Genomic DNA, 20171 nt, shown 5'->3' with positions numbered 1-20171 from the left:
AAGAATAGGAATTATAAGGAGTTGACTAATTGTTATTTAAAAGATAAAAGCGATGAAAAAAGAAGAGAGTGTAGTTTCGAACTTTACATTCTATCAGAATCAAGAAGGAAAGATAAGTGTTCAGGTTATTGTAGGTGGTTATTCCCAAATCAGCACTAGCCAAATACTACAAAGTAATTCTACTTCCTAGCTCTTTCATTAGTTCTATAACCATACTTTAGTATGCTTAAATCGCTAATTTAGATCTATCTTGTATAATTACTTTTCGTTTATCTGCCTATCGCTGATTTTAGGTTAAAGACAAATGTCTTTTTAAAGCTGTATATTGACCATTATATTTGACTACACAATAAATAGAAATGATGAGTAAAAACATAAAAGTAATTGCATTTGATGCTGATGATACCCTGTGGAATAACGAGATATATTATCAAGAGACGGAGCAAGCATTCTGTGTGTTGTTAAAAGATTATCTGCCAGCGAAGCAGGTATCTAAAGTATTGTTTGAGACAGAGATGAGAAACCTTGATCGCTATGGATTTGGAGCGAAGAGCTTTTTATTGAGTATGCTAGAGACAGGTACTCAAATCACAGGTAATCGCATGGATGATGTGCTAGTACGTAATATATTAGCCTTAGGACATAACTTAATAGATAAACCAATCACGCTATTAGACGGAGTGGAAGAAACACTAGCGGAACTAGATGGCAAATATAAGTTAGTCTTAGCTACTAAAGGGGACTTACTAGATCAAGAGCGCAAGTTGAGTAACTCTAGCTTATCACAGTATTTTGATCATGTAGAAGTGATGAGTGATAAGCAGATGGTAGATTATGCTAAGCTATTGTTTAAATTGTCATCTACTCCCAAGGAGTTCTTAATGGTGGGTAATTCGGTTAAGTCAGATATTATACCTGTGTTAGAGTTAGGAGGATCTGCATTACACATACCATTTCACGTGACTTGGGCACACGAAGTAGTAGAAACAGAACTTCCTTATCCTAAATTTAGAAAAATAGAAAACATAAAAGAAGTAGTGGATTATCTAAACCCAGAATATAGATAGTATTCACTTTTAGTTATATATGCTCATCTAATTTTAGATGGGCTTTTTTTGTGGAGTATAACAATAATATGTGATTATTGCGTTATTATCGTTTAATATGTGTTAAATTTAATGAATATATAAATAATACGCTCACTATGAAAAAGATTATTTGCTTATTTATGTTACTATGCTGTAGTTTGACAGTACTAGCAGGGACTAGAACTATAAGGGGAATAGTAAAGGAAAGTGGTATAGTATTACCAGGTGCTACTGTTATGGAAAAGGGAACCAATAATGGAGTCCAAACAGACCTTGAAGGAAAGTTTACCATTACTGTTAGTGATGCAAAGAATACTTCTATTATCGTTTCTTTTATAGGAATGAAAGACAAGGAAGTGAAAATAGAGAAAAATAAAGATTATTACAATGTTACTTTGGAGGCCTCTACCGATCAATTAGATGAAGTAGTGGTGACTAGTTACTCAGAGAGAGCTTCTAGAAGAGAGAGTAGAAATGATAATAAAGATGCTTCTGCGAAGTCAAGTAGCTATTCAATGGGGATAGGTAATGGAAATCCTGGATCTTCTGCTATGCTAGATGTTAGATATGATAGAGCAGAAATGGCGGATAGAAGAGGGGGGAATAAAGAAGTAAGTGGAGATAGAGCAAAACAAAAAAATGAAGGCTCTACTGAAACTTGGAAAAAATCTACACTTAAAGACAACTCTATGCGCCTAGAGATAGGGGATAATGAGTTCTTACCATTAGAGGATGCCCAGATAGCAATGCAGATAGATGGTAACCGCATTAGAGTACTGATAGATGCGTACTTTTATAACACAAAAGGTAGTGGCTTAGAAGGGACGTTTAAGCTGAAACTACCTGTGGATGCTTCACCTTATTACTTTGCTTTTGGGGGAACAACAGTCTTCGATAGAGATAAACAAGGCAAAGACGTTACTCCAGTAGCTAAGTTACACGATTATTCAAAAGACAACTTCGATTTGTCTAACATAGGACTTCAAAAAAGAGAAGACCAAAAGTCTACTAAACAAGCTAAAATAACAGAGAAACAAACTGCTGCGGATGCTTATTTTACTACGATAAATAGAAAAGTAGACCCTGCACTTATGGAGTGGTCGGGTGCAGATATGTTTAGCTGTAGAGTATTTCCTTTGCAGAGTAATCAACTTCACCATATCGTAGTTGGTTATGATGTTGATATGATAGAGGGGGTTGACTTTAGAGAGTTTGTACTTAGTTTACCTGAGGCGAAGAGTAAGGTGCGCCTAGATGTAGCTGTGGCAGATGATAGTCAGTATGTGATTACGCCGTCTAAAGACGCTATCGTAGAGAAAAGTAATAATAAACAATACTTAACCTACTTTAACCCTACGGAGAAAGAGGTAAAAGTGAAGCTAAACAATGCCTCGGCTATTGCGCTTGTTCAGAGTAATGAAGCGGAGAATTACATAGCGGGTACGATGCGTATTAACTTGCCTCGTGAGATAGATAACACCATAGCTAAAGATGCCGTGTTTATGCTAGATACATCACTGAGTTCTAACCCTACGTTATTTGGGATATGGGTTAACCTAGTTAATGAGATACTTACACAGAATGAAGGCGTTATAGAGCGTTTTGCGGTAGTTAATTTCAATTTAGGTACTAAGTGGTATCAAGAGCAATTTATCAGTAATACAGCTAAGAATAGACAAGATTTATTAAGTTATATGAATAACCTCTCTTTAGAGGGAGCTACTGACTTAGGAAGAGCTTTAAAAGAAGCTTCTGCACCAAAGTGGTTAGCACAAAACAAGCATAAGAGTATCTTCTTATTAAGTGATGGAGACTTAAACTGGGGAGTAAGTTCTCGTGATTTATTGACTAATATGATTTATAAAGGAGATAAGATATATACATATAAAACCGGAATGTCGGGTACTAATACAGAGCTATTAGATTACTTGAGCGGGTATACAGGAGCGAGTTCGTTTATAGCCAATAGTGAGGCTCAGATGTTAGAGAGCGCGAAGGCATTTAGATATAAAACGTGGAAGGTAGAGAGTGTGTTAAGTGAATCAGCTAAGGATATCTTGTTAGCAGGAGGAGTTACACAGTTATACGATGGGCAAATCATCCAACTTGCAGCAAGAGGTACACTAGATAAGCCTATTCAGATTAAAGCAAGTTCAGGTGCGGCAGGTACTAAAATATTTGAGTTTAAACCAGAGAAGAAAGTTACTTCAGACTTAGCGTCTCGTATGTATGGTAAGATAGCATTGACGCAGTTAGATTTGATCGGCGAGCAGCTAAAGACCGCTATTGTAGATTACTCTATTTACTACAGTGTAGCGAGTAACTTTACTTCGTTCTTGATGTTAGAGACTCAAGCTGATTATGACAGATATAAGGCGAAGAGCTTTGATACAGCAGAGAAGTTTGTGAAGGACTTTACTGTAACAGAACTGCTAAAAGAGTTTATTTCTATTGATCCATTGACTGCGAAGAAAGCATTTGAGAATTGGATTACCCTATTGAGAAAACAAAGTATTTTAGAGAGTAACGATGATATTTTAGATAACTATATCAAAGAAATGAAAGACCAAGACTTCGCTATTAACCCTACTTCGAATGTGTTTAAAGTATGGGAAAAGAAAAGTCAAACGAAAGAGGAAATAAACTTATTAGCTAGTGAAGAGATGACCTTTGATGCGCTACAAGTATTAGCAGCTAAGCGTGCTAAGACACAGTCTGAGGCAGATGCGCTGAAGTTAATGAGTTCGATTATCGAGAAGAACGGTAGTGATGTAAGTGTATTGCGAGATTTGCTTACCCATACGCTGAATATGCAGAGTGGTTATGACAGTTATTATTTGGGACAAAAGATATTAGATACTCGTGTTTACGATAGACTAGTATACTTTAATATGGCACGTGCCTTAGAAGATAACAACCCTAAACTAGCAGCGGTGTTCTACTATATCAGTGCTTCTAAACGGTTCAAAACGGATAATTACGGTAGTATAAGAGCGATAAACGGATTATTTGCCAATGCATTCTTAGAAAAACAAAACAAGAATAAAGAGTCTTGGTCTGTCAAAGAGAAGATGTTTATGCAACAGCTCGAGGCAACAGCTAAGAAAGACTATGCTTCATACTATGGGGCTAATTATAACAGTGATTTAGTTGTGCTTACGTATTGGAATATAGATAGTACAGACTTAGATCTTCATATAAAAGAACCATCAAATGAAGAGTGTAATTATAGTAATAAGACAACCAAGCTTGGTGGTAAACTATCTGTGGATGTAACTAGAGGTTTCGGACCAGAGATGTACATTATGCCAAAAGCGAAAGAAGGGAAGTATGAGATCGCTCTGAACTATTTTGCAGAGAGTGGTATGAGAACCAAGTCAGCAGCTAAGGCGTACATCGAGGTATATAAATACTTCGGTACTCCTAAACAGGAAGTAATCAGAAAGACTATTATCCTAAAAGAACGCAAGAGTAAAGAGGTCGTAGAGACTGTAATATTTAAGTAGTACCTTAAATCTACAGCTACCATTTACTACGAATAAATTTTACTTTACATAGCTTCAATTAGCTCTAAAACCACACTACAGTGTGCTTTAATCACCTTGCTCTGTTTTGTACAATTCATTCTCGTTTAAACGTTATCTGTGGATTTAAGGTAATAAATGAAAAGAGCTACTGATGAGGTAGCTCTTTTTAGTTAAACTAATTAGCCCATCTACCTGATATTACCTACTTTTGCTTCCCTTAAGTAAGCCCATCTACTATGAACATTATCACTTTCGAAGAAGTATTTAGAGGTAAAGTATTTCGTATTCCTGATTATCAGCGAGGTTACTCGTGGACCAAGAAGGAGTTGGAAGAGTTGTGGGGTGATCTGAACAATACCCATCACAACCGCAATGCTTTTCACTTCACAGGTATTCTGACTGTTACTGACTTTAGTAACTTTGATATCGAGTGTATACGCAGAGAGGGGTTTAGGATTAGAGCAGGGAAGTTACTAATAGGGGAGAATAGCTATGATGGCTTTAATATCGTTGATGGTCAGCAGCGACTAACGACGATTCTTATCTTGCTATCAGAGTTAGTGATGGCGTTAGAAGATAGCCCTTTAAAACAGCAGCTCACTGCCCAATACTTTAAGGTAAACGAAGCGGATAGTTACCGTTATATCTTCGGTTATCACGTCGATGTGCCTTCACATAACTACTTGATCCGAGAGATATTTAATGACGCTGAGTATGATGCAGAAGAGACAGAGACGTTGTATACACATAACCTGTCTTTTGCTAAGGAATTCTTTAGCGAGCGTATCAAGGCGTTTACACAAGTCGAACTTACCTTTTGGATAGATAAGCTTACTAAGCATTTATTGTTCTCTATATTGAACTTAAACGAGTCTAAAGAGCGTCCATTGGATGTGTCTATGGTCTTTGAAACGCTAAACTTTAGAGGAAAGCAGTTGTCAAGTCTTGAGCGACTAAAGAATAGAGTCTTGTATATTGTCTCTAAGCAGTTGACAGTGGCAAGTACTATTGACCGCAGCCGCAAGAAAGTCAATCAGAGTTGGCTAGAGGTGTATAAATGGCTTGGTCGTAATCCTACTCAAGCGATGGACGATGACGCATTCTTAAAGGCTTTTTGGCTATTGTATTTCTCGCATTCTAAGATGGTCAGTACAGACTTTAAGTCTTATCAGAAGCATTTGTTTACCATTGACTTTCAGTTAGAGCAGCAGAGTGATGAGGTTAACTATGCCGAATATAGCGAGCTAACACAGTGGCTAGAGAGTATGCGCAAGGCAGTAGCCCTGTGGTACTTCATTAATAACCCTTATGCTGTGGATAGCGATGAGGACTTCGTCTATATCACGACACCAGCGATACAGAAGTCATTACTACGCCTTACCAACTTCCCTAGAGGATACGGTAAGTATATGCTTAACCTAGTATTGGCGGTACTAATGCGTGATTTGCCTGTGAAGGAAGATCACGGACTATCTGAGTTGGAATTAACAGAGAAGCTAAGCAGTGTAGAACGACTACTCTTTGCGATGGAGCGTCATAACATTATGTGTTTTTTATTACAAGGGAATAACTCTACCTTGAATGTGGAAGATACTTATCGTGATATCAACTTCTATTATCAGCGTGGTCGAGCGCATAATAACGAGTATCTGTTCAATATGCTGATGGATACCCGTGTAGAGCATTTCCGTTGGAAAGAAGTGATTCGCCATATTCACAAGGGAAGTAGATTTAAGACTTGGGCAGGACTAGACTATTTTCTAAAGACTATAGAAGAGGGCAAAGGAGGACTCCTAGAGCAGACCGAGCCAAAGGTATACTTAGTCTATCCAGAAGATGATGAATATGAAGTCAGAAATATGTACAAGGATATTAACGCAATGCAAAAGGTCAACAGAGACCGTTACAGCTATTCGATAGGGAATATGTTCTTGGCGTATAACCGCTATGAGTCTAATTCTTTTGAACGCGTAAAGCATAAGATACAGAATGCCATCAAGCACGAGTACCGCCTAAGCAAACTAGAACTTGATTTGCTAGAATATACTGTGTGGACCAAAGAAAGTATTGAGACAAGAGGTCGCCTGATGATGGAAGCGTTTATCGAACGTTGGGAATTACCGATGATCCAAGACACAGAGATGAAGAAGTTGCTATTAGATGAGGTTTAATTAACATGGTTTACAGTTGTCGGTTAACAGTGTATAGTTTTAAATTTGCGTTTAAAAGCCTATTATTCTTATAAATGTAGAGACGATTACCTTGCGTTTAATCGTTACGTAATAGTCTCCCAACTTTGCGTTATAATATTATCCCATATAACAAAAACACCAAATTATATAAGCACTATACCATTTAGTTCAAGTATTTTTGCCTTATCAAAATACCAAAATACAATGAACACATCACACAAACCGGATATATACCACTATCTATTAGCTTTTGTTTTTATTCTTTTGATGGTCGTAGTGGCTACTTATTTTCAAGATCCAGAGATAGTACTTCCTGAAGTAGCAGCATTAGCAGTAGGTCTATGGGTATTCCAAGAGAAAGCGTGGCTAAGACAGCCAGATAAGATATTTATATTACCTTCATTAACTGCTCTTATGGGCTTTGGATTAAATATGTTAGCACTTCCTTATATCGTTAAGATAGTGGTTATTTTAGTCTTGATGCTTTTAGTGATCAGAGTAGTGAACTACAGTTTACCACCTGCATTAGCTACAGGATTTCTACCGATAGTAACTAATGCACACGCGTGGTCTTTTATCTATGCTATTTTAGTGACTACTTTTGTATTAATGATTGTGGTATATGTATTAAAGCTAAATAAAGGAATAGATCCCAAAGGCAAGGTTAACACAAAGATGATGTATCCTTATGTCCTTATAAGCTTAGTTTGGATAGTGATTGCTTATTACACAGGTAACGAGCAGATGGCAGTCATCCCGCCTATCGCTGTAGTACTATATGAATCATTAAATATGAAAATGTATTCTCTTAAGATCGCTGTAAAGCAAGTCGCTATTCTAACACTTGCCATAGGTATAGGCGTACTACTATATCAGTTTATTGAGCATTGGCTAGTCTTAGCCTCGTTATTTATGGTATTGATGTATGGGCTATCACAACTGTTTAAAATACGTGTACCGGCGGTATATGCCTTTCCATTTTTAGTCTATGTATTCCCTGCAGAGAAGGTACTTAATCTTCCTATCGCTACATTTGTTGTAGCTACTTTTTCTTTCGGAGCAGTCTATGTGTTTAGAGCTTACGTACAACCTAGATTAGTTACACAAAGCAAGGTTAATGGATGATAGTTATCAGTTAACTGTGTAGAGTTTTAAACTTGCGTTTAAAAGATTATCATTCTTATGAAGTGATAAATTGAAGTGTTTTTTATGTATAATATATTATTCATATTAAATATTTTTGGTATATTTGAATAATATAATATTCAATATATGTTTGATGTACTTACTATAAAAGAGGTTAAGAATACCATCGGGGAATGGTGTAAACAACTGCGTAAAGAATCTAATATGTCACAGCAGGAACTAGCCAATGAACTAGCGATGTCACGTATTACGATATCAAATCTAGAGAATGGAGACAACTGTACGTTAGATACACTCTTAAAAGTATTACAGTACTATGATCAGATGCAAGGACTGTATCAATTCATTAATCAAAAAGCAGAAATAACAGACTCATTGTATTAATTATGGCAAAGAATCAGATTATTAGTGTGTTTTATCAGGGCATAGAAGTTGGTAAATTAGGTTATGATGAAGATAAGCGTAAGGCCTCTTTTCAGTATCATCCTAGTTTTATAGACGATCATTATAAATCGTTGTTTCCTTTTGTTATTAGAAAAACTAAGAATGTCCAATTGTTTGATGAGTATGCAGGAGAGACTTTTCGTGGTTTACCACCTATGATAGCTGATTCATTACCTGATATGTTTGGTAATATTGTTTTTAAAGAATGGTTAGAGGCTAGTCATAGAGAGATGTCCTCTATCTCGCCATTAGAGCAGTTGACCTATGTTGGCTGTCGTGGGATGGGAGCTTTAGAGTATATGCCGATAAAAGAGGTTGGTCAATCAGCAACTATTGATATTCGTGAGATTACAGATGTGGTGAAAAAAGTGATGGATGTTAAGACCTCTATTCAAGAAAAAGGACTAAGTGATTCAGCTCTGTTAAACATTTTTAAAATAGGGACTTCAGCAGGTGGTGCTCGTCCTAAGATATTAGTATCTGAACACAAGGTGACAGGAGAATTAATCCCAGGAGATAGAGTGACCTCAGATGAATATAATCACTACTTGATCAAGTTAGACATTGATGAGAGAGCACACTATTCTAAAGAAAAGATAGAGTATATTTATTATCAGATAGCTACAGAGATAGGGATAGAGATGATGCCGTCTAAGTTAATTGATGATAAGCACTTTGTAACTATTCGTTTTGATAGACAGAACGGAGAGAAACAACATATTCTAACAGCATCGGGGATGACAGGGTGGGATTTTACAAAACCTGATAATTCATCGTATGACAATCTATTTAAGTTAGCAGTAGCTCTTAAACTTCCACATAGGGATATACAGGTATTGTTTAAACGGATGGTATTTAATGTTGTATTTGCTAACATAGATGACCATTTAAAGAACTTTAGTTTTATCTATAATCCCAAGGAGGATAAATGGAATCTATCACCTGCTTATGATTTGACTTACCCTTTAGATGCGTTAATGAATTACACTCGTATAAGTAGAGCTATGTCTATTAATGGAAAGCGTACAAATATTACCATTGATGATTTAATGCATATAGCAAAAGAGTTTGCTATAAAGGAGGCAGGTAATATAGTCAAAGAAGTTCAGAATGCAACAGTTCTATTTAGAAGCTATAGCGTAGAGCATCAGATTCCTAATAAGGTTATTGATGTTATAGAACGAGCATTTATTCGTTTAGTGTAATAGTTAACTGTTTTAAACTTGCATTTAAGAAATTATCATACTTATTAATGATAATTGAAATGTTCTTTTATACCGTGATTATCGCTACGCAATAGTCTCCCGACTTTGCATCATTAATGTACTATCTCAACATAATTACCTTATGAGGAGATAAAGTACCACTTACTATTATAATCTAATTAACAGCTATTTATACGATTAATCAACTTAGAACGTTATCATAAGAATTACTTTTATGTAAATTCTTATGCTATGAGAAAGATACTATTATACACTGTACTCGCAGGAGTGTTATTGACTTCGTGTGGTCAAAAAAGAGAGGCAGAAGATCGCCTTGATATGTCTATAGCAGAGACCACTGCGGATGTATCAGAGGAGGTCTCTAATACAGAGACCTGGAAGAAATCCTCTATCGATGAGAATGCGATGCGTATACAAGTTGGTGATGAAGATTTTTTACCTCTAGAGGATGCGCAAGTAGCCGTACAGGTAGATGGAAGCCGTGTACGTGTGTTGATAGACGCATACTTCTATAACGATAAAGGCAACGGACTAGAGGGAACCTTTAAACTAAAGTTGCCTGCTGATGCAGTACCTTATTATTTCGCTTTTGGTGAAGCAACTATGCTTGATAGTGATAGAGGTAGAAGATCAGCCAAAGACATTGACTCAGCGACGTTATTTAATTATAATACAGACAATTTTGATTTGTCTTATGAGACACTACCTACTCGTAGAGATCAGCATAACACTCGTGAAGCAAAGATAGTAGAGAAGGAGACTGCCTCTGAGGCTTACTATGGTACTAGAGTCAGAAGAGTAGACCCTGCACTTATGGAATGGTCAGGAGCAGATATGTTTAACTGCCGTATATACCCATTACAACAAGATAGACTTCACCACGTCGTAGTTGGTTACGATATTAGTATGGTAGAGGCTACTACTTTTCGTGAGTTTGGACTACAGTTGCCTGTGGTGAATAACCAAATGCGTGTTGACTTAGCACTTGCTAATGACAAGTTATATACAATCTCTGATCGTGATAAGGCGACGATAGTGCACAAGAATAATAAACAATATCTAACTTATCATAACCCTAGTATTAAGGCTATAAATATTAAGCTTAATACCATAGAACCTATTGCTTTAGTACAGAAAGATAACGAAGGAGAGTATATCGCAGGTACGATGCGTGTATCACTGCCTAAAGTAGAGAACACAGATATTGCCCCTGATGTAGTCTTTATGTTAGATACCTCTTTAAGTTCTAATCCACAGCTTTTCGGCATATGGGTTAACCTGATGACGGAGGTATTGGAAAAGAATGAAGATGTGATAAAGCGTTTCTCAGTACTTAATTTTAATATAGGAACTACGTGGTATAAAGAAGAATATACAACGAATACGAAAGCGAATAGAGCTGCGTTAAAGACTTATCTTGACAACTTAGCACTTGAGGGAGCTACAGACTTAGGCCGTGCCTTAAAAGAAGCTTCTACACCTCGATGGTTAGCCGCTACTTCTACTCCTAAGAATATATTACTGCTAAGTGATGGTGATCTAAATTGGGGGAATGAGTCTAAGGATGCTTTACTGAGTAATATCAAATCAGGTGATCGCATCTATACTTTTAAGACAGGGATAGCAGGAGCGAATAGTGAGGTGTTAAATTACCTGAGTCATAAAACAGGAGGTAGTAACTTCACAGCGAACAGCGGTGAGCAGTTAGTAGAAAGTGCAAAAGCATTGCGCTATAAGACTTGGAACATAAATAGTATATCAGGTGGTTCTGTTAGCGATATCTTGATAGAGGGTGGTGTGACAGACTTGTACGATGGACAAGTATTACAGTTCGGTGCTCGTGGTGATATGAGTATGCCGATCGTGATTAAAGCTTCTTCAGGTAAGAGCATGGCTACTATAGAGTTTAAGCCTTCTTATAGAGTGTCTTCTGATCTAGCATCTCGTATCTATGGTAAGATAGCTGTAGGCAACCTTGATCAAATAGGGGATGCGCTAAAGTCAGCTGTGGTTAATTATTCAATCAACTTTAGAATGGTGAGTAACTATACTTCATTTTTGATGTTAGAGACCCCACGTGATTATGAGAACTATGGGATTAACCAGGGGAGTAAAGCGAAAGACTTCGTACGTGATTTTACGGTTAGTGAACTAATGAAAGAGTTCTTACATGCTAGTCCTTTTGATGTGAAGAAGTTATTTGAGAATTGGATTGTTACTTTGCAAAAACAAAATATACTAGGCAAAGATGACGATATGCTGAAGAGTTATTTGGAGTCTATGACTAATGAAGACTTTATAATCAAACCTAAAGACCAAAAGTATAAGATATGGTCTAAGCAGCAGCAGACTTCTGCTGAAGGCGATGTGTTAAGTGATGCAGATGTGACCTTTGATAAACTATATGAGTTAGCAAACTTAAGAGCGCATAATAAGATGGATGCTGACGCCTTAAAGCTATTGAGTTCTATCGTAGAGAAGAATGGTGGAGATACTGATGTACTTAGAGATTTATTGACCTATACGATGAATATAGGATATGGATACGACGCTTATTACCTAGGTCAGAAAGTATTAAAGACACGTGAGCAAGACCGATTGATCTACTTTAATATGGCTAGAGCATTAGAGCAGACTAACCCTAAGTTGGCATTAATCTTCTATTACATCGGAACTTCTAATGGGTTTAAACGAGGAGATTACGGAAGTATTAAAGCGATTAATGGACTATTTGCCTCTAATTTTATTAAACAACTAGAAACAAAGAATTCAAATCAGTCGATAAAAGACAAGATGTTCGTCAAACAACTTAAAAGCCAAGTAAACGATGATTATATAGCCGAATTCAAAGGAGAGATAGAGAATGATCTTGTTGCTTTAGTATATTGGAACGTGGAGAGTACAGATCTTGACTTACACGTCTTAGAATCGAATAGAGAAGAATGCTCTTACCGCAATAGAAATACTAAGCAAGGTGGACATATCTCTCTAGATGTAAGACAAGGGTATGGACCTGAGATGTACGTATTGCCAAAAGCGAAGTCAGGGAAGTACGAGATCGCGATTAACTACTTCGCACAGAATGACGTTAAGACTAGATCAGTTGCTAAAGCCTATGTTGAGGTATATAAATACTTCGGTACAAGCAAACAACAAGTCACTAAAAAGACCATTATCCTAAAAGAACGCAAAGAAAAAGAGATAGTAGAAACAATCAAATTTTAAATAGTATAGTATTCAAAGCCGCCTTAACTGAGGTGGCTTTTTTGTTTACAGTAATCGGTTAACAGTTTTTAACTTGCGTTTAAAAGATAATTCCCCTTACGAAGTGATAATTAAAGTGTACTTTCATAAATCCCTTCCCTCTTCCTGATATCTGCTAAATAAGTGCGTATTTATTGCTCAATGTTTGCTCAGAGGGCCTTATTCAGCAAGAAACCCTCACGGTTACTTCTCGCATTGCCCAATGAGATAGTAGACGAAATGTGTATAGCATTCACTACCCTAATGGCGAAGGCAATCATTCCTAATTCATCATTTTTAATTCCTAATTAACCTCTCCGGACTAGCTTTTTTCTTTAAACTGGCTTCCATATAGTCCACCTAGTCGCTCTAGTTTTGTGCCATAAACGAACACAAGATGAAACAACTATTAAATACTATCGTAGCGAATGACACCCTACATAGCAAATGGCTAAATGCCTTGTCCTTTATGGAGAATACAGGGGCTCGTAAGATATCTGCCTGCGAGAATCCATATGAGGTAACTTTCCTTCAACTCAAGCACGTCACAGAGGAGCACAGACACGCCTACTACCTAAAGAAGCAAATCAAAAAGCTATCCGTTCCTTTTCCGGAGCGATATGATACTGTTAGCTTATTAGCACCTATACAAACACAACAATACTTGCAGCGCCTCGATATCTTCTGTGTGAGATACCTAAAGGAGACTTTACAGTTAAGTGGTGCGTCACTTCGCTTTGCCGCTTATTTGCTAGTGACTTATGCGATCGAGGTACGAGCTGATTTGCTCTATCCTATTTACCAAGAGGTATTAGAAACGCATTCATCTAAGGTGATGGTCAAGTCAATAATAGCGGAGGAACAAGGACATCTAGAGGAAATGATCATTCAGCTGGAAGCATTTTCTCCTGATTGGGAGAAGCATGCTGAGGTGATCCTTCACTATGAACAGCAACTTAGTCTAGCGTGGTTAGAGGCAATTACAAATGAGATAGCTTAAGGGATGGAGATATTGCCTTTATCCTTAAGGAATCGCCTTCAAGAGCGGATTGCTCAAGGAAACTACCGCCAACTAAGACAATATAGCTCTATAGCGACAGACTTCTTCTCTAATGATTATCTCGGACTGAGTCAAAACAAGGCGTTTGAGCAGCGTTTATTAGATGCGGTATATGCTAACCCAAAGCTATTAGGCGGAAGTACAGGATCTCGGCTTATTAGTGGGAACTCACAGATAGTGGAGGATGTAGAGCAGTATATCGCTACGATACACAGAATAGAATCAGCCTTGTTATTTGGATCGGGGTATCAGGCAAATCTCGCTCTTTTTGGCAATCTGCCGACTCCTAGAGATACTATTATCGTAGATGAGTATATCCATCGGTCAGTACATGATGGGTGTTCATTATCTAGAGCGAGCAAATGGAAGTTTAAGCACAACGACTTGCTAGATCTAGAACGGCTACTTCAGCAAGCCACAGGAGAGGTATACGTGGCGATAGAGAGTCTTTATTCGATGGAGGGAGACTTAGCTCCTTTAGAAGAGATCGTTGTTTTAACGCAGAGATATGGCGCTTTTTTGATAGTGGATGAAGCACACGCTATCGGAGTCTATGGATTAGGTAGAGTAAGTGAGTTGGGGTTATGTCTTCAGGTATTTGCAACTGTGGTAACCTATGGCAAGGCGATGGGAGTACACGGAGCAAGTGTTCTAGGTAGTGCAGCATTAAAGTCAGCACTAGTAAACTTCGGTTCGCCCTTTATCTATAGCACTTCGCCAAGCCCTCTGATGGCTGTGAGTATGAGGGTAGCGTATGAGTTTATCTTGACTCATAAAGACTTGCAAAAGAAACTTCAAGGAGTAATCCATACTTATCAGTCTTTAGCTCCTAAGGGTATGTCTGTAACTGCTAGTCCGATACAAACTATTCGTTTAAACAAGGTAAATAACGTCACTGATTTAATGACTGATTTACAAAAGGCAGCCATCAATGTCTGTGTGATTAGACCACCTACTGTAGCGGTGGGTACGGAGCGTTTGCGCATATGCTTACATACATTTAATACACAAGAAGAGATTATACAACTATTTCAAATTATAAAACAACACAATGGAACCCATTAAACTTTTCGTCACAGGAATAGGCACAGGTATTGGCAAGACAGTCGTATCTGCCGTATTAGTAGATAAATTTAAAGCAGACTATTGGAAACCAATCCAATCAGGTGATTTGCACGATTCAGACAGTATGAAAGTCAAAGCACTATCTGAAGGCACTGTTATTCATAAAGAACGCTACGCATTAAAGATACCTGCTTCACCACACGAGTCTGCTGAGAGAGAGGGGATAACGATACAGTTAACCGACTTCACACTGCCTGAGACGAATAATAACCTTATCGTAGAGGGTGCAGGAGGGCTATTTGTACCTATTAATTCGGATGTCTATATGATCGACCTAATCGCTCATCTTAACCTCCCTGTAGTCTTAGTCACTAGGGATTATCTCGGGTGTATTAACCACACGATACTGTCTATAGAAGCATTAAAATCAAGGGGAATACTTATCACTTATCTAGTGTTTAACGGGAAGTTCAACCCTTATTCTATGGAGGCTATTAAAAGGGGGATAGGTGAGGAGACGGAGGTTATGTATGTTGATGAAAAGGTTTACAGTTGACGGTTTACAGTTTGATTCTGCGTTTAAAAGATGATATATCTTGAAGAATGTATATCTACAAAGGTGGGGAATTAAGAATTGTTGCCTTCGGCATAGGGTGATGTGGTCTGTGGATATAGACGTCACGACATCACAAAAAAACAACATCACAAAAAAACAACATCACAAAAAAACAATAAAATGACAAAACAACAAGAATTAGTAGATAGAGACTATGCAGTTAATTGGCATCCGTATACGCAGATGAAAACGGCAAATAATATTATCCCTATCGTTAGGGGGCAGGGGAGTTATATATTCGACGCGAATGGCAAGCAATATATAGATGCGGTGTCTTCGTGGTGGGTGACTTTACATGGACACGCACACCCTTATATCGCCAAGAAGTTAAGTGAGCAAGTAACTACGTTAGAGCAAGTGATCTTTGCGGGGTTTACACATCAGCCCGCGATAGAGTTGTCAGAGCGATTATTAGCGTTATTACCTGAGAGTCAAACGAAGGCTTTTTATACAGATAATGGGTCTACAGCTATAGAAGTAGCACTTAAAATGGCACTACAAGCTGATTATAACAAAGGAGGAAATAAGCACAAGGTTATCGCATTTAAGAATGGGTATCACGGAGATACTTTCGGCGCAATGTCTGTGAGTGGTAGGGGGATTTGGACTGATCCTTTTGGAGAGATGTTGTTTGAAGTACTGTTTATAGATACGCCTACAGAGGATAATCTAGCACAGACTAAGGCATTTATCGATATGTACGCCTCTGAGATGATATGCTTTATCTATGAGCCTTTAGTGCAAGGCGCAGGGGGAATGCTGATGCATAAGGCAGAGCATCTATCGGCGTTAATGAAACACTGTAAAGAGAGAGAGATACTCTTGATACAAGATGAGATATTTGTCGGTTTTGGGAGGACAGGTAAGCTATTTGCTGTGGATCACTTGACTGAGACACCTGATGTGATGTGCTTCTCTAAGGGGTTAACAGGAGGTACGCTACCTCTAGGGATGACTACGTGTACAGAAGAGATTTACCAAGCTTTTTATACAGAAGATAAGACGAAAGCCTTGTTTCATGGGCATTCGTTTACGGCTAGTCCACTAGCCTGTACAGCAGCATTAGCGAGTATGGATCTACTATTAGAACAAAACACCCAAGATAATATCACTCGAATAGCAAGTAAACACAAGGCATTTATCAATCAGTTAAAACAGCACACTAAGGTGTTAGATGCCCGTCAGTGTGGAACTATTTTTGCGATGGAATGGAAGACTTCAGAGCATACTTCTTACTTCAGTGATATGCATGATATATTATATCCCTTCTTCTTGGAGCGTGGAGTGTTAATGCGACCTCTTGGAAATATCATGTATCTTGTGCCACCCTATTGTACATCCGACGAAGATTTGGATTATATATATAGCTGTATATTAGAGGCTTTGTCGATGATGTAAGTCAGTGATTAAACAGTTATAATGATTGTTTTTTTTCTTCTTTATTACTCTTAAAATAACTCCTTAAAAAAGCATAAAATAAAGATGATAATTTAAGTTTTTCTTCACATATACTTTGATAAATTTGCACCGCTTTTAGCGTGATGAATTATAGAGGTAGTTTTGATTGGCATTATTATTGTCTAATAGAGATAAAAAGTAAAACAATGAAGAGTTATTTATTAGTTACATTATCTGTATTTAGCTTGTTAGCTTTTGCTGGTAATTATAGTTCGGTAAGCTATGCTACCTGTACAGGTTCATCAAATTGTAAAACGTGTAAGAATTGCAAATACTGCAAGCACTGTTCTCAGAAGGGGAATAGTTGTGGAGTGTGTAAGTAGTGATTTTTTATAACGTATATCAAGGCTAAAGCAAGGTCTTACTTAGGTTGAGGTATTTTAAATAGGATAATGAAACAAATCGTTCTGTTATTTGCGGGTCTAACATTATTGTTGTTCGCTTGCAAAAAAAGTGCCGGGTCACACGGTTTTACCATTTATGGTGAGAGTGACTATTATACAGATGGAACTTACTGCGCAGAGATTAAGTATGCGAATCCTTTTACAGGAAGTAGCAGTACGTATCAGTTGAGCGTAGAAGTGAAAGGTGGAAACTTGACTGAAATCAATTGGCCTGAGGAAGGCTGGTTAGATAAGGCAAACTTTGCTCCTCAGAACATTACAGATGGAGAGTGTGCGTTCACTAGTGAACGTGGGTATAAGTACACTGTGACCTTAGGAAGTAAAGGAGGAGACTGTTATGATGATAGTATCGAACTTCAGCAGCGAGTGAATGAAGATACAGCGCAGGTAACTTGTCCTGACTGTGGAGAGATGAAGAAGATTAAAGAGAAACGCTGCCTATACTGTACTAATGGACTTGTATTAGAAGACAATTGGGATAGATATATGTAGAAAAATAAAGTAGATGAATAAAACCGATGTTGCGAAAGCGATGTCGGTTTCTTGTTTTAAAAGCAAAAGAACTAACTGAGTAAACAATTACAGTATTTCAGAAAATAAAATTTAAAATAAAAAAACGCCTCTAAAGCATTTGCCTAAGAGGTGTCTTTTGTATAATAGGTATTTAAGGGAATATCTTATTCTGCTAAATAATCATCTAATATATCTAGTGAAGGAGCGAAGAATAAAGTACCTGATATAGCTTTACTAAAGTCTAGTATTCTGTCATAGTTACCTACAGGCTCGCCTATAAACATATTTTTAAGCATCTTTTCTGTTGTACTGAACGTAGATGCGTACGAGATGAAGTACGTCCCTGCCTGTCCTTTAGAAGGATTAGCATAAGGCATATTAGCTCTGATGATCTTTAGTTCGTTACCATCTTCATCTTCGATAGCTGTTAAAGCAGTATGCGCATTAGAAGGTTTTTTATGTTCTTCCATTTCGATATCTGTTGTTTTATAACGCCCCATTACTTTCTCTTGTTCTTCCACAGATAGGTTATCCCAGTCTTTCATGAAGTGGATATACTTCTGAACAAATAGGTAGCTACCTCCTTTATAGTTAGGTTCGCTGTCACTCACAATCCCGAAGTAGTTTCTGTCTTCTCCATTAGGGTTCTCAGTGCCATCAACAAAACCGATAATCGCACGCCCATCCCAATACTTGAACCCTTGTACTTCATCGATGCACTCTGCTACAGGAAGTAGTACTTTAGAAATCGCCATTGCCATATCATAGCATATCGCAGAATTAACAGCGCTTAAGTGTAAGTGTAGATCTGCATCAGTAGATACAGCGGTGTGTTTATCTCCTTTTATTTCTTTAAAAGGGACTAGCTCTTTAGGCAGTGGAGTAGGAAGACCAAGCTTTAACCAAGCATCGTGGCTAATCCCTAAGATACAACTCGTAGGACCTTCTGTTATACGAACTTTAAATGAACTATTAAGATTATTTACTAATCCACACAAAGCTTCAAAAGCTTCTTTAATCTCAGCTCCTTCTTTAAACTTCCAAACCGAAAAAATAGTATTGTTATTCGGATAATCAGTAACATTCTGTGGTTTTTGACTCATTTTATTTGTTTTAATAGTTAATGTAAGTCATGTAAAGATACCTATTTTTTAGGCAAAACGGAGGGATTATGCTTTTAAATAAGAGGTTTATGATTCAATATATTTGTTTAGTTTTGTTTAAAATTAAGTATTGTATGCAAATAGTATTGTGGGGTATAGTGAGTTTAGCTTTTTTAGGAAGTTTAGCTATGTTCGTTCCATCGCTTATGTCTCTTGGTTCACCTAAATCAAAAGACCTTAAAGGACTTTATTATTGGAATAATTTGGTTTCAAAAACATTCTGTGTCTTAGTGATGCTTTATCCGATTTTATTTTTGATAGCAGTTATGTTTTATAACTTTCTTAATACTCCTGTTCTTCCATGGTTAGTTATCTATACCATTCTTTTAGTTGGATTTTTTATAGGTTGGCATATGTTAGATAAAAAAGTGAATGGTTTGATAAAAAAGACTTAACTCTCTAATGATATAATCTCCTATAAATAATGCACATTGCGAATATTTATTCTTATATATGTTAAAATTATTTTTTAACATTCCTATAAGGTTTAGTGCTTAGTTGTTTTTATTTTGAATAATAGTTTTGTATTTATCCTTCTTTGTACATATTGTTTAAAATACGCTGTGAAAAGCTAGAGTATATCACGGACTGTTGTAATTAGTGGACTATTAGTATATGTGACTTTTTTGTACCTTCTCATCACAATATGATAAATTATAAGGTTTTTGAAAATGTCTTTTTTAACAAAAATAGCTATATGAGACAGGGGGAACTCAATAAAAGAGTCAAAAAAAGTAGCCCTGTAAAACTATTTTTCTTTCTTCTAACAGTATTTCTTATTTTATGCATTCCTTTTTATCAAGAAATGCTTTTGAAAGAGTCGTTTAATTTTTTCCCTTTACTAGCTAATATTATTTTGGTATCTCTTTTGCCTTTTTTTACGTATTCTCTAGTTAAAAGAGAAGCTTATAAGTTAATTATAGTAGGAGTTGTTTTTTTGGTTCTAAATCTGGTAGAACACCATTTTAATTGGTTAGAGATATGCTTGTTTAACCTTTATAGTGTGATGTATATTTTGTTTTTTTA

General features: G+C 37.0%; 15 protein-coding genes. 14 read left to right on the top strand and 1 reads right to left on the bottom strand.

Annotated elements, in window-relative coordinates; translation table 11 throughout:
• Window positions 1-52 precede the first annotated feature (52 nt).
• From LNQ81_RS16445 to LNQ81_RS16385, 13 genes are all read left to right on the top strand, one after another.
• Window positions 53-190, top strand: a complete 138-nt coding sequence (locus LNQ81_RS16445; protein ID WP_229948627.1) for a hypothetical protein — start codon at window positions 53-55, stop codon at window positions 188-190.
• 172 nt (window positions 191-362) lie between these two features.
• The gene (locus LNQ81_RS16440) at window positions 363-1067 is read left to right on the top strand and encodes an HAD family hydrolase (protein ID WP_229949315.1); all 705 of its coding nucleotides are present in this window, start codon (window positions 363-365) and stop codon (window positions 1065-1067) included.
• A 137-nt stretch (window positions 1068-1204) separates the two neighbouring features.
• Window positions 1205-4594, top strand: a complete 3390-nt coding sequence (locus LNQ81_RS16435) for a carboxypeptidase-like regulatory domain-containing protein (RefSeq protein WP_229948626.1) — start codon at window positions 1205-1207, stop codon at window positions 4592-4594.
• Between the two features lie 257 nt (window positions 4595-4851).
• Complete coding sequence (locus LNQ81_RS16430; RefSeq protein ID WP_229948624.1) at window positions 4852-6786, top strand: DUF262 domain-containing protein; 1935 nt, start codon at window positions 4852-4854, stop codon at window positions 6784-6786.
• Between the two features lie 225 nt (window positions 6787-7011).
• Window positions 7012-7932 (top strand): hypothetical protein, encoded by a 921-nt coding sequence (locus tag LNQ81_RS16425; protein WP_229948623.1) that lies wholly within the window; start codon window positions 7012-7014, stop codon window positions 7930-7932.
• 147 nt (window positions 7933-8079) lie between these two features.
• A complete protein-coding gene (locus LNQ81_RS16420) occupies window positions 8080-8337 on the top strand; it encodes a helix-turn-helix domain-containing protein (protein ID WP_229948620.1) in 258 nt (85 codons plus the stop codon).
• Window positions 8338-8339: 2 nt separating this feature from the next.
• A complete protein-coding gene (locus tag LNQ81_RS16415; protein WP_229948618.1) occupies window positions 8340-9602 on the top strand; it encodes a type II toxin-antitoxin system HipA family toxin in 1263 nt (420 codons plus the stop codon).
• 252 nt (window positions 9603-9854) lie between these two features.
• On the top strand, window positions 9855-12848 hold the full coding sequence (locus LNQ81_RS16410; RefSeq protein WP_229948617.1) for a VWA domain-containing protein: 2994 nt from the start codon (window positions 9855-9857) through the stop codon (window positions 12846-12848).
• 415 nt (window positions 12849-13263) lie between these two features.
• Complete coding sequence (locus tag LNQ81_RS16405) at window positions 13264-13866, top strand: hypothetical protein (protein WP_229948616.1); 603 nt, start codon at window positions 13264-13266, stop codon at window positions 13864-13866.
• Window positions 13867-13869: 3 nt separating this feature from the next.
• Window positions 13870-14991: an aminotransferase class I/II-fold pyridoxal phosphate-dependent enzyme gene (locus LNQ81_RS16400; RefSeq protein ID WP_229948614.1), complete on the top strand. Its 1122-nt coding sequence runs from the start codon at window positions 13870-13872 to the stop codon at window positions 14989-14991.
• Window positions 14978-15547 carry a dethiobiotin synthase gene (gene bioD / locus LNQ81_RS16395; RefSeq protein ID WP_229948612.1) on the top strand — a complete coding sequence of 190 codons (570 nt, stop codon included), beginning with the start codon at window positions 14978-14980 and terminating at the stop codon, window positions 15545-15547. Before LNQ81_RS16400 ends, bioD begins: the two co-directional genes overlap by 14 nt.
• A 180-nt stretch (window positions 15548-15727) precedes the next feature.
• Window positions 15728-17005, top strand: coding sequence for an adenosylmethionine--8-amino-7-oxononanoate transaminase (bioA, locus tag LNQ81_RS16390; protein ID WP_229948610.1), 1278 nt, complete (start codon window positions 15728-15730; stop codon window positions 17003-17005).
• A gap of 452 nt (window positions 17006-17457) precedes the next feature.
• Window positions 17458-17961 carry an acetyl-CoA carboxylase gene (locus LNQ81_RS16385; protein ID WP_229948608.1) on the top strand — a complete coding sequence of 168 codons (504 nt, stop codon included), beginning with the start codon at window positions 17458-17460 and terminating at the stop codon, window positions 17959-17961.
• A 185-nt stretch (window positions 17962-18146) separates the two neighbouring features.
• Here the strand turns inward: LNQ81_RS16385 and LNQ81_RS16380 are convergent, their stop codons facing one another.
• The gene (locus LNQ81_RS16380; protein ID WP_229948606.1) at window positions 18147-19085 is read right to left on the bottom strand and encodes a Dyp-type peroxidase; all 939 of its coding nucleotides are present in this window, start codon (window positions 19083-19085) and stop codon (window positions 18147-18149) included.
• Between the two features lie 134 nt (window positions 19086-19219).
• On the opposite strand from LNQ81_RS16380, the gene LNQ81_RS16375 reads away from it, so the two are divergent.
• Window positions 19220-19540 carry a hypothetical protein gene (locus tag LNQ81_RS16375; RefSeq protein ID WP_229948603.1) on the top strand — a complete coding sequence of 107 codons (321 nt, stop codon included), beginning with the start codon at window positions 19220-19222 and terminating at the stop codon, window positions 19538-19540.
• The last annotated feature ends 631 nt before the right edge of the window (window positions 19541-20171 follow it).

Source organism: Myroides oncorhynchi, assembly GCF_020905415.1.
Lineage (GTDB): Bacteria > Bacteroidota > Bacteroidia > Flavobacteriales > Flavobacteriaceae > Flavobacterium > Flavobacterium oncorhynchi_A.
Note: the sequence above shows the minus strand (reverse complement) of the source record. Positions and strands in the feature narration are given on the sequence as shown.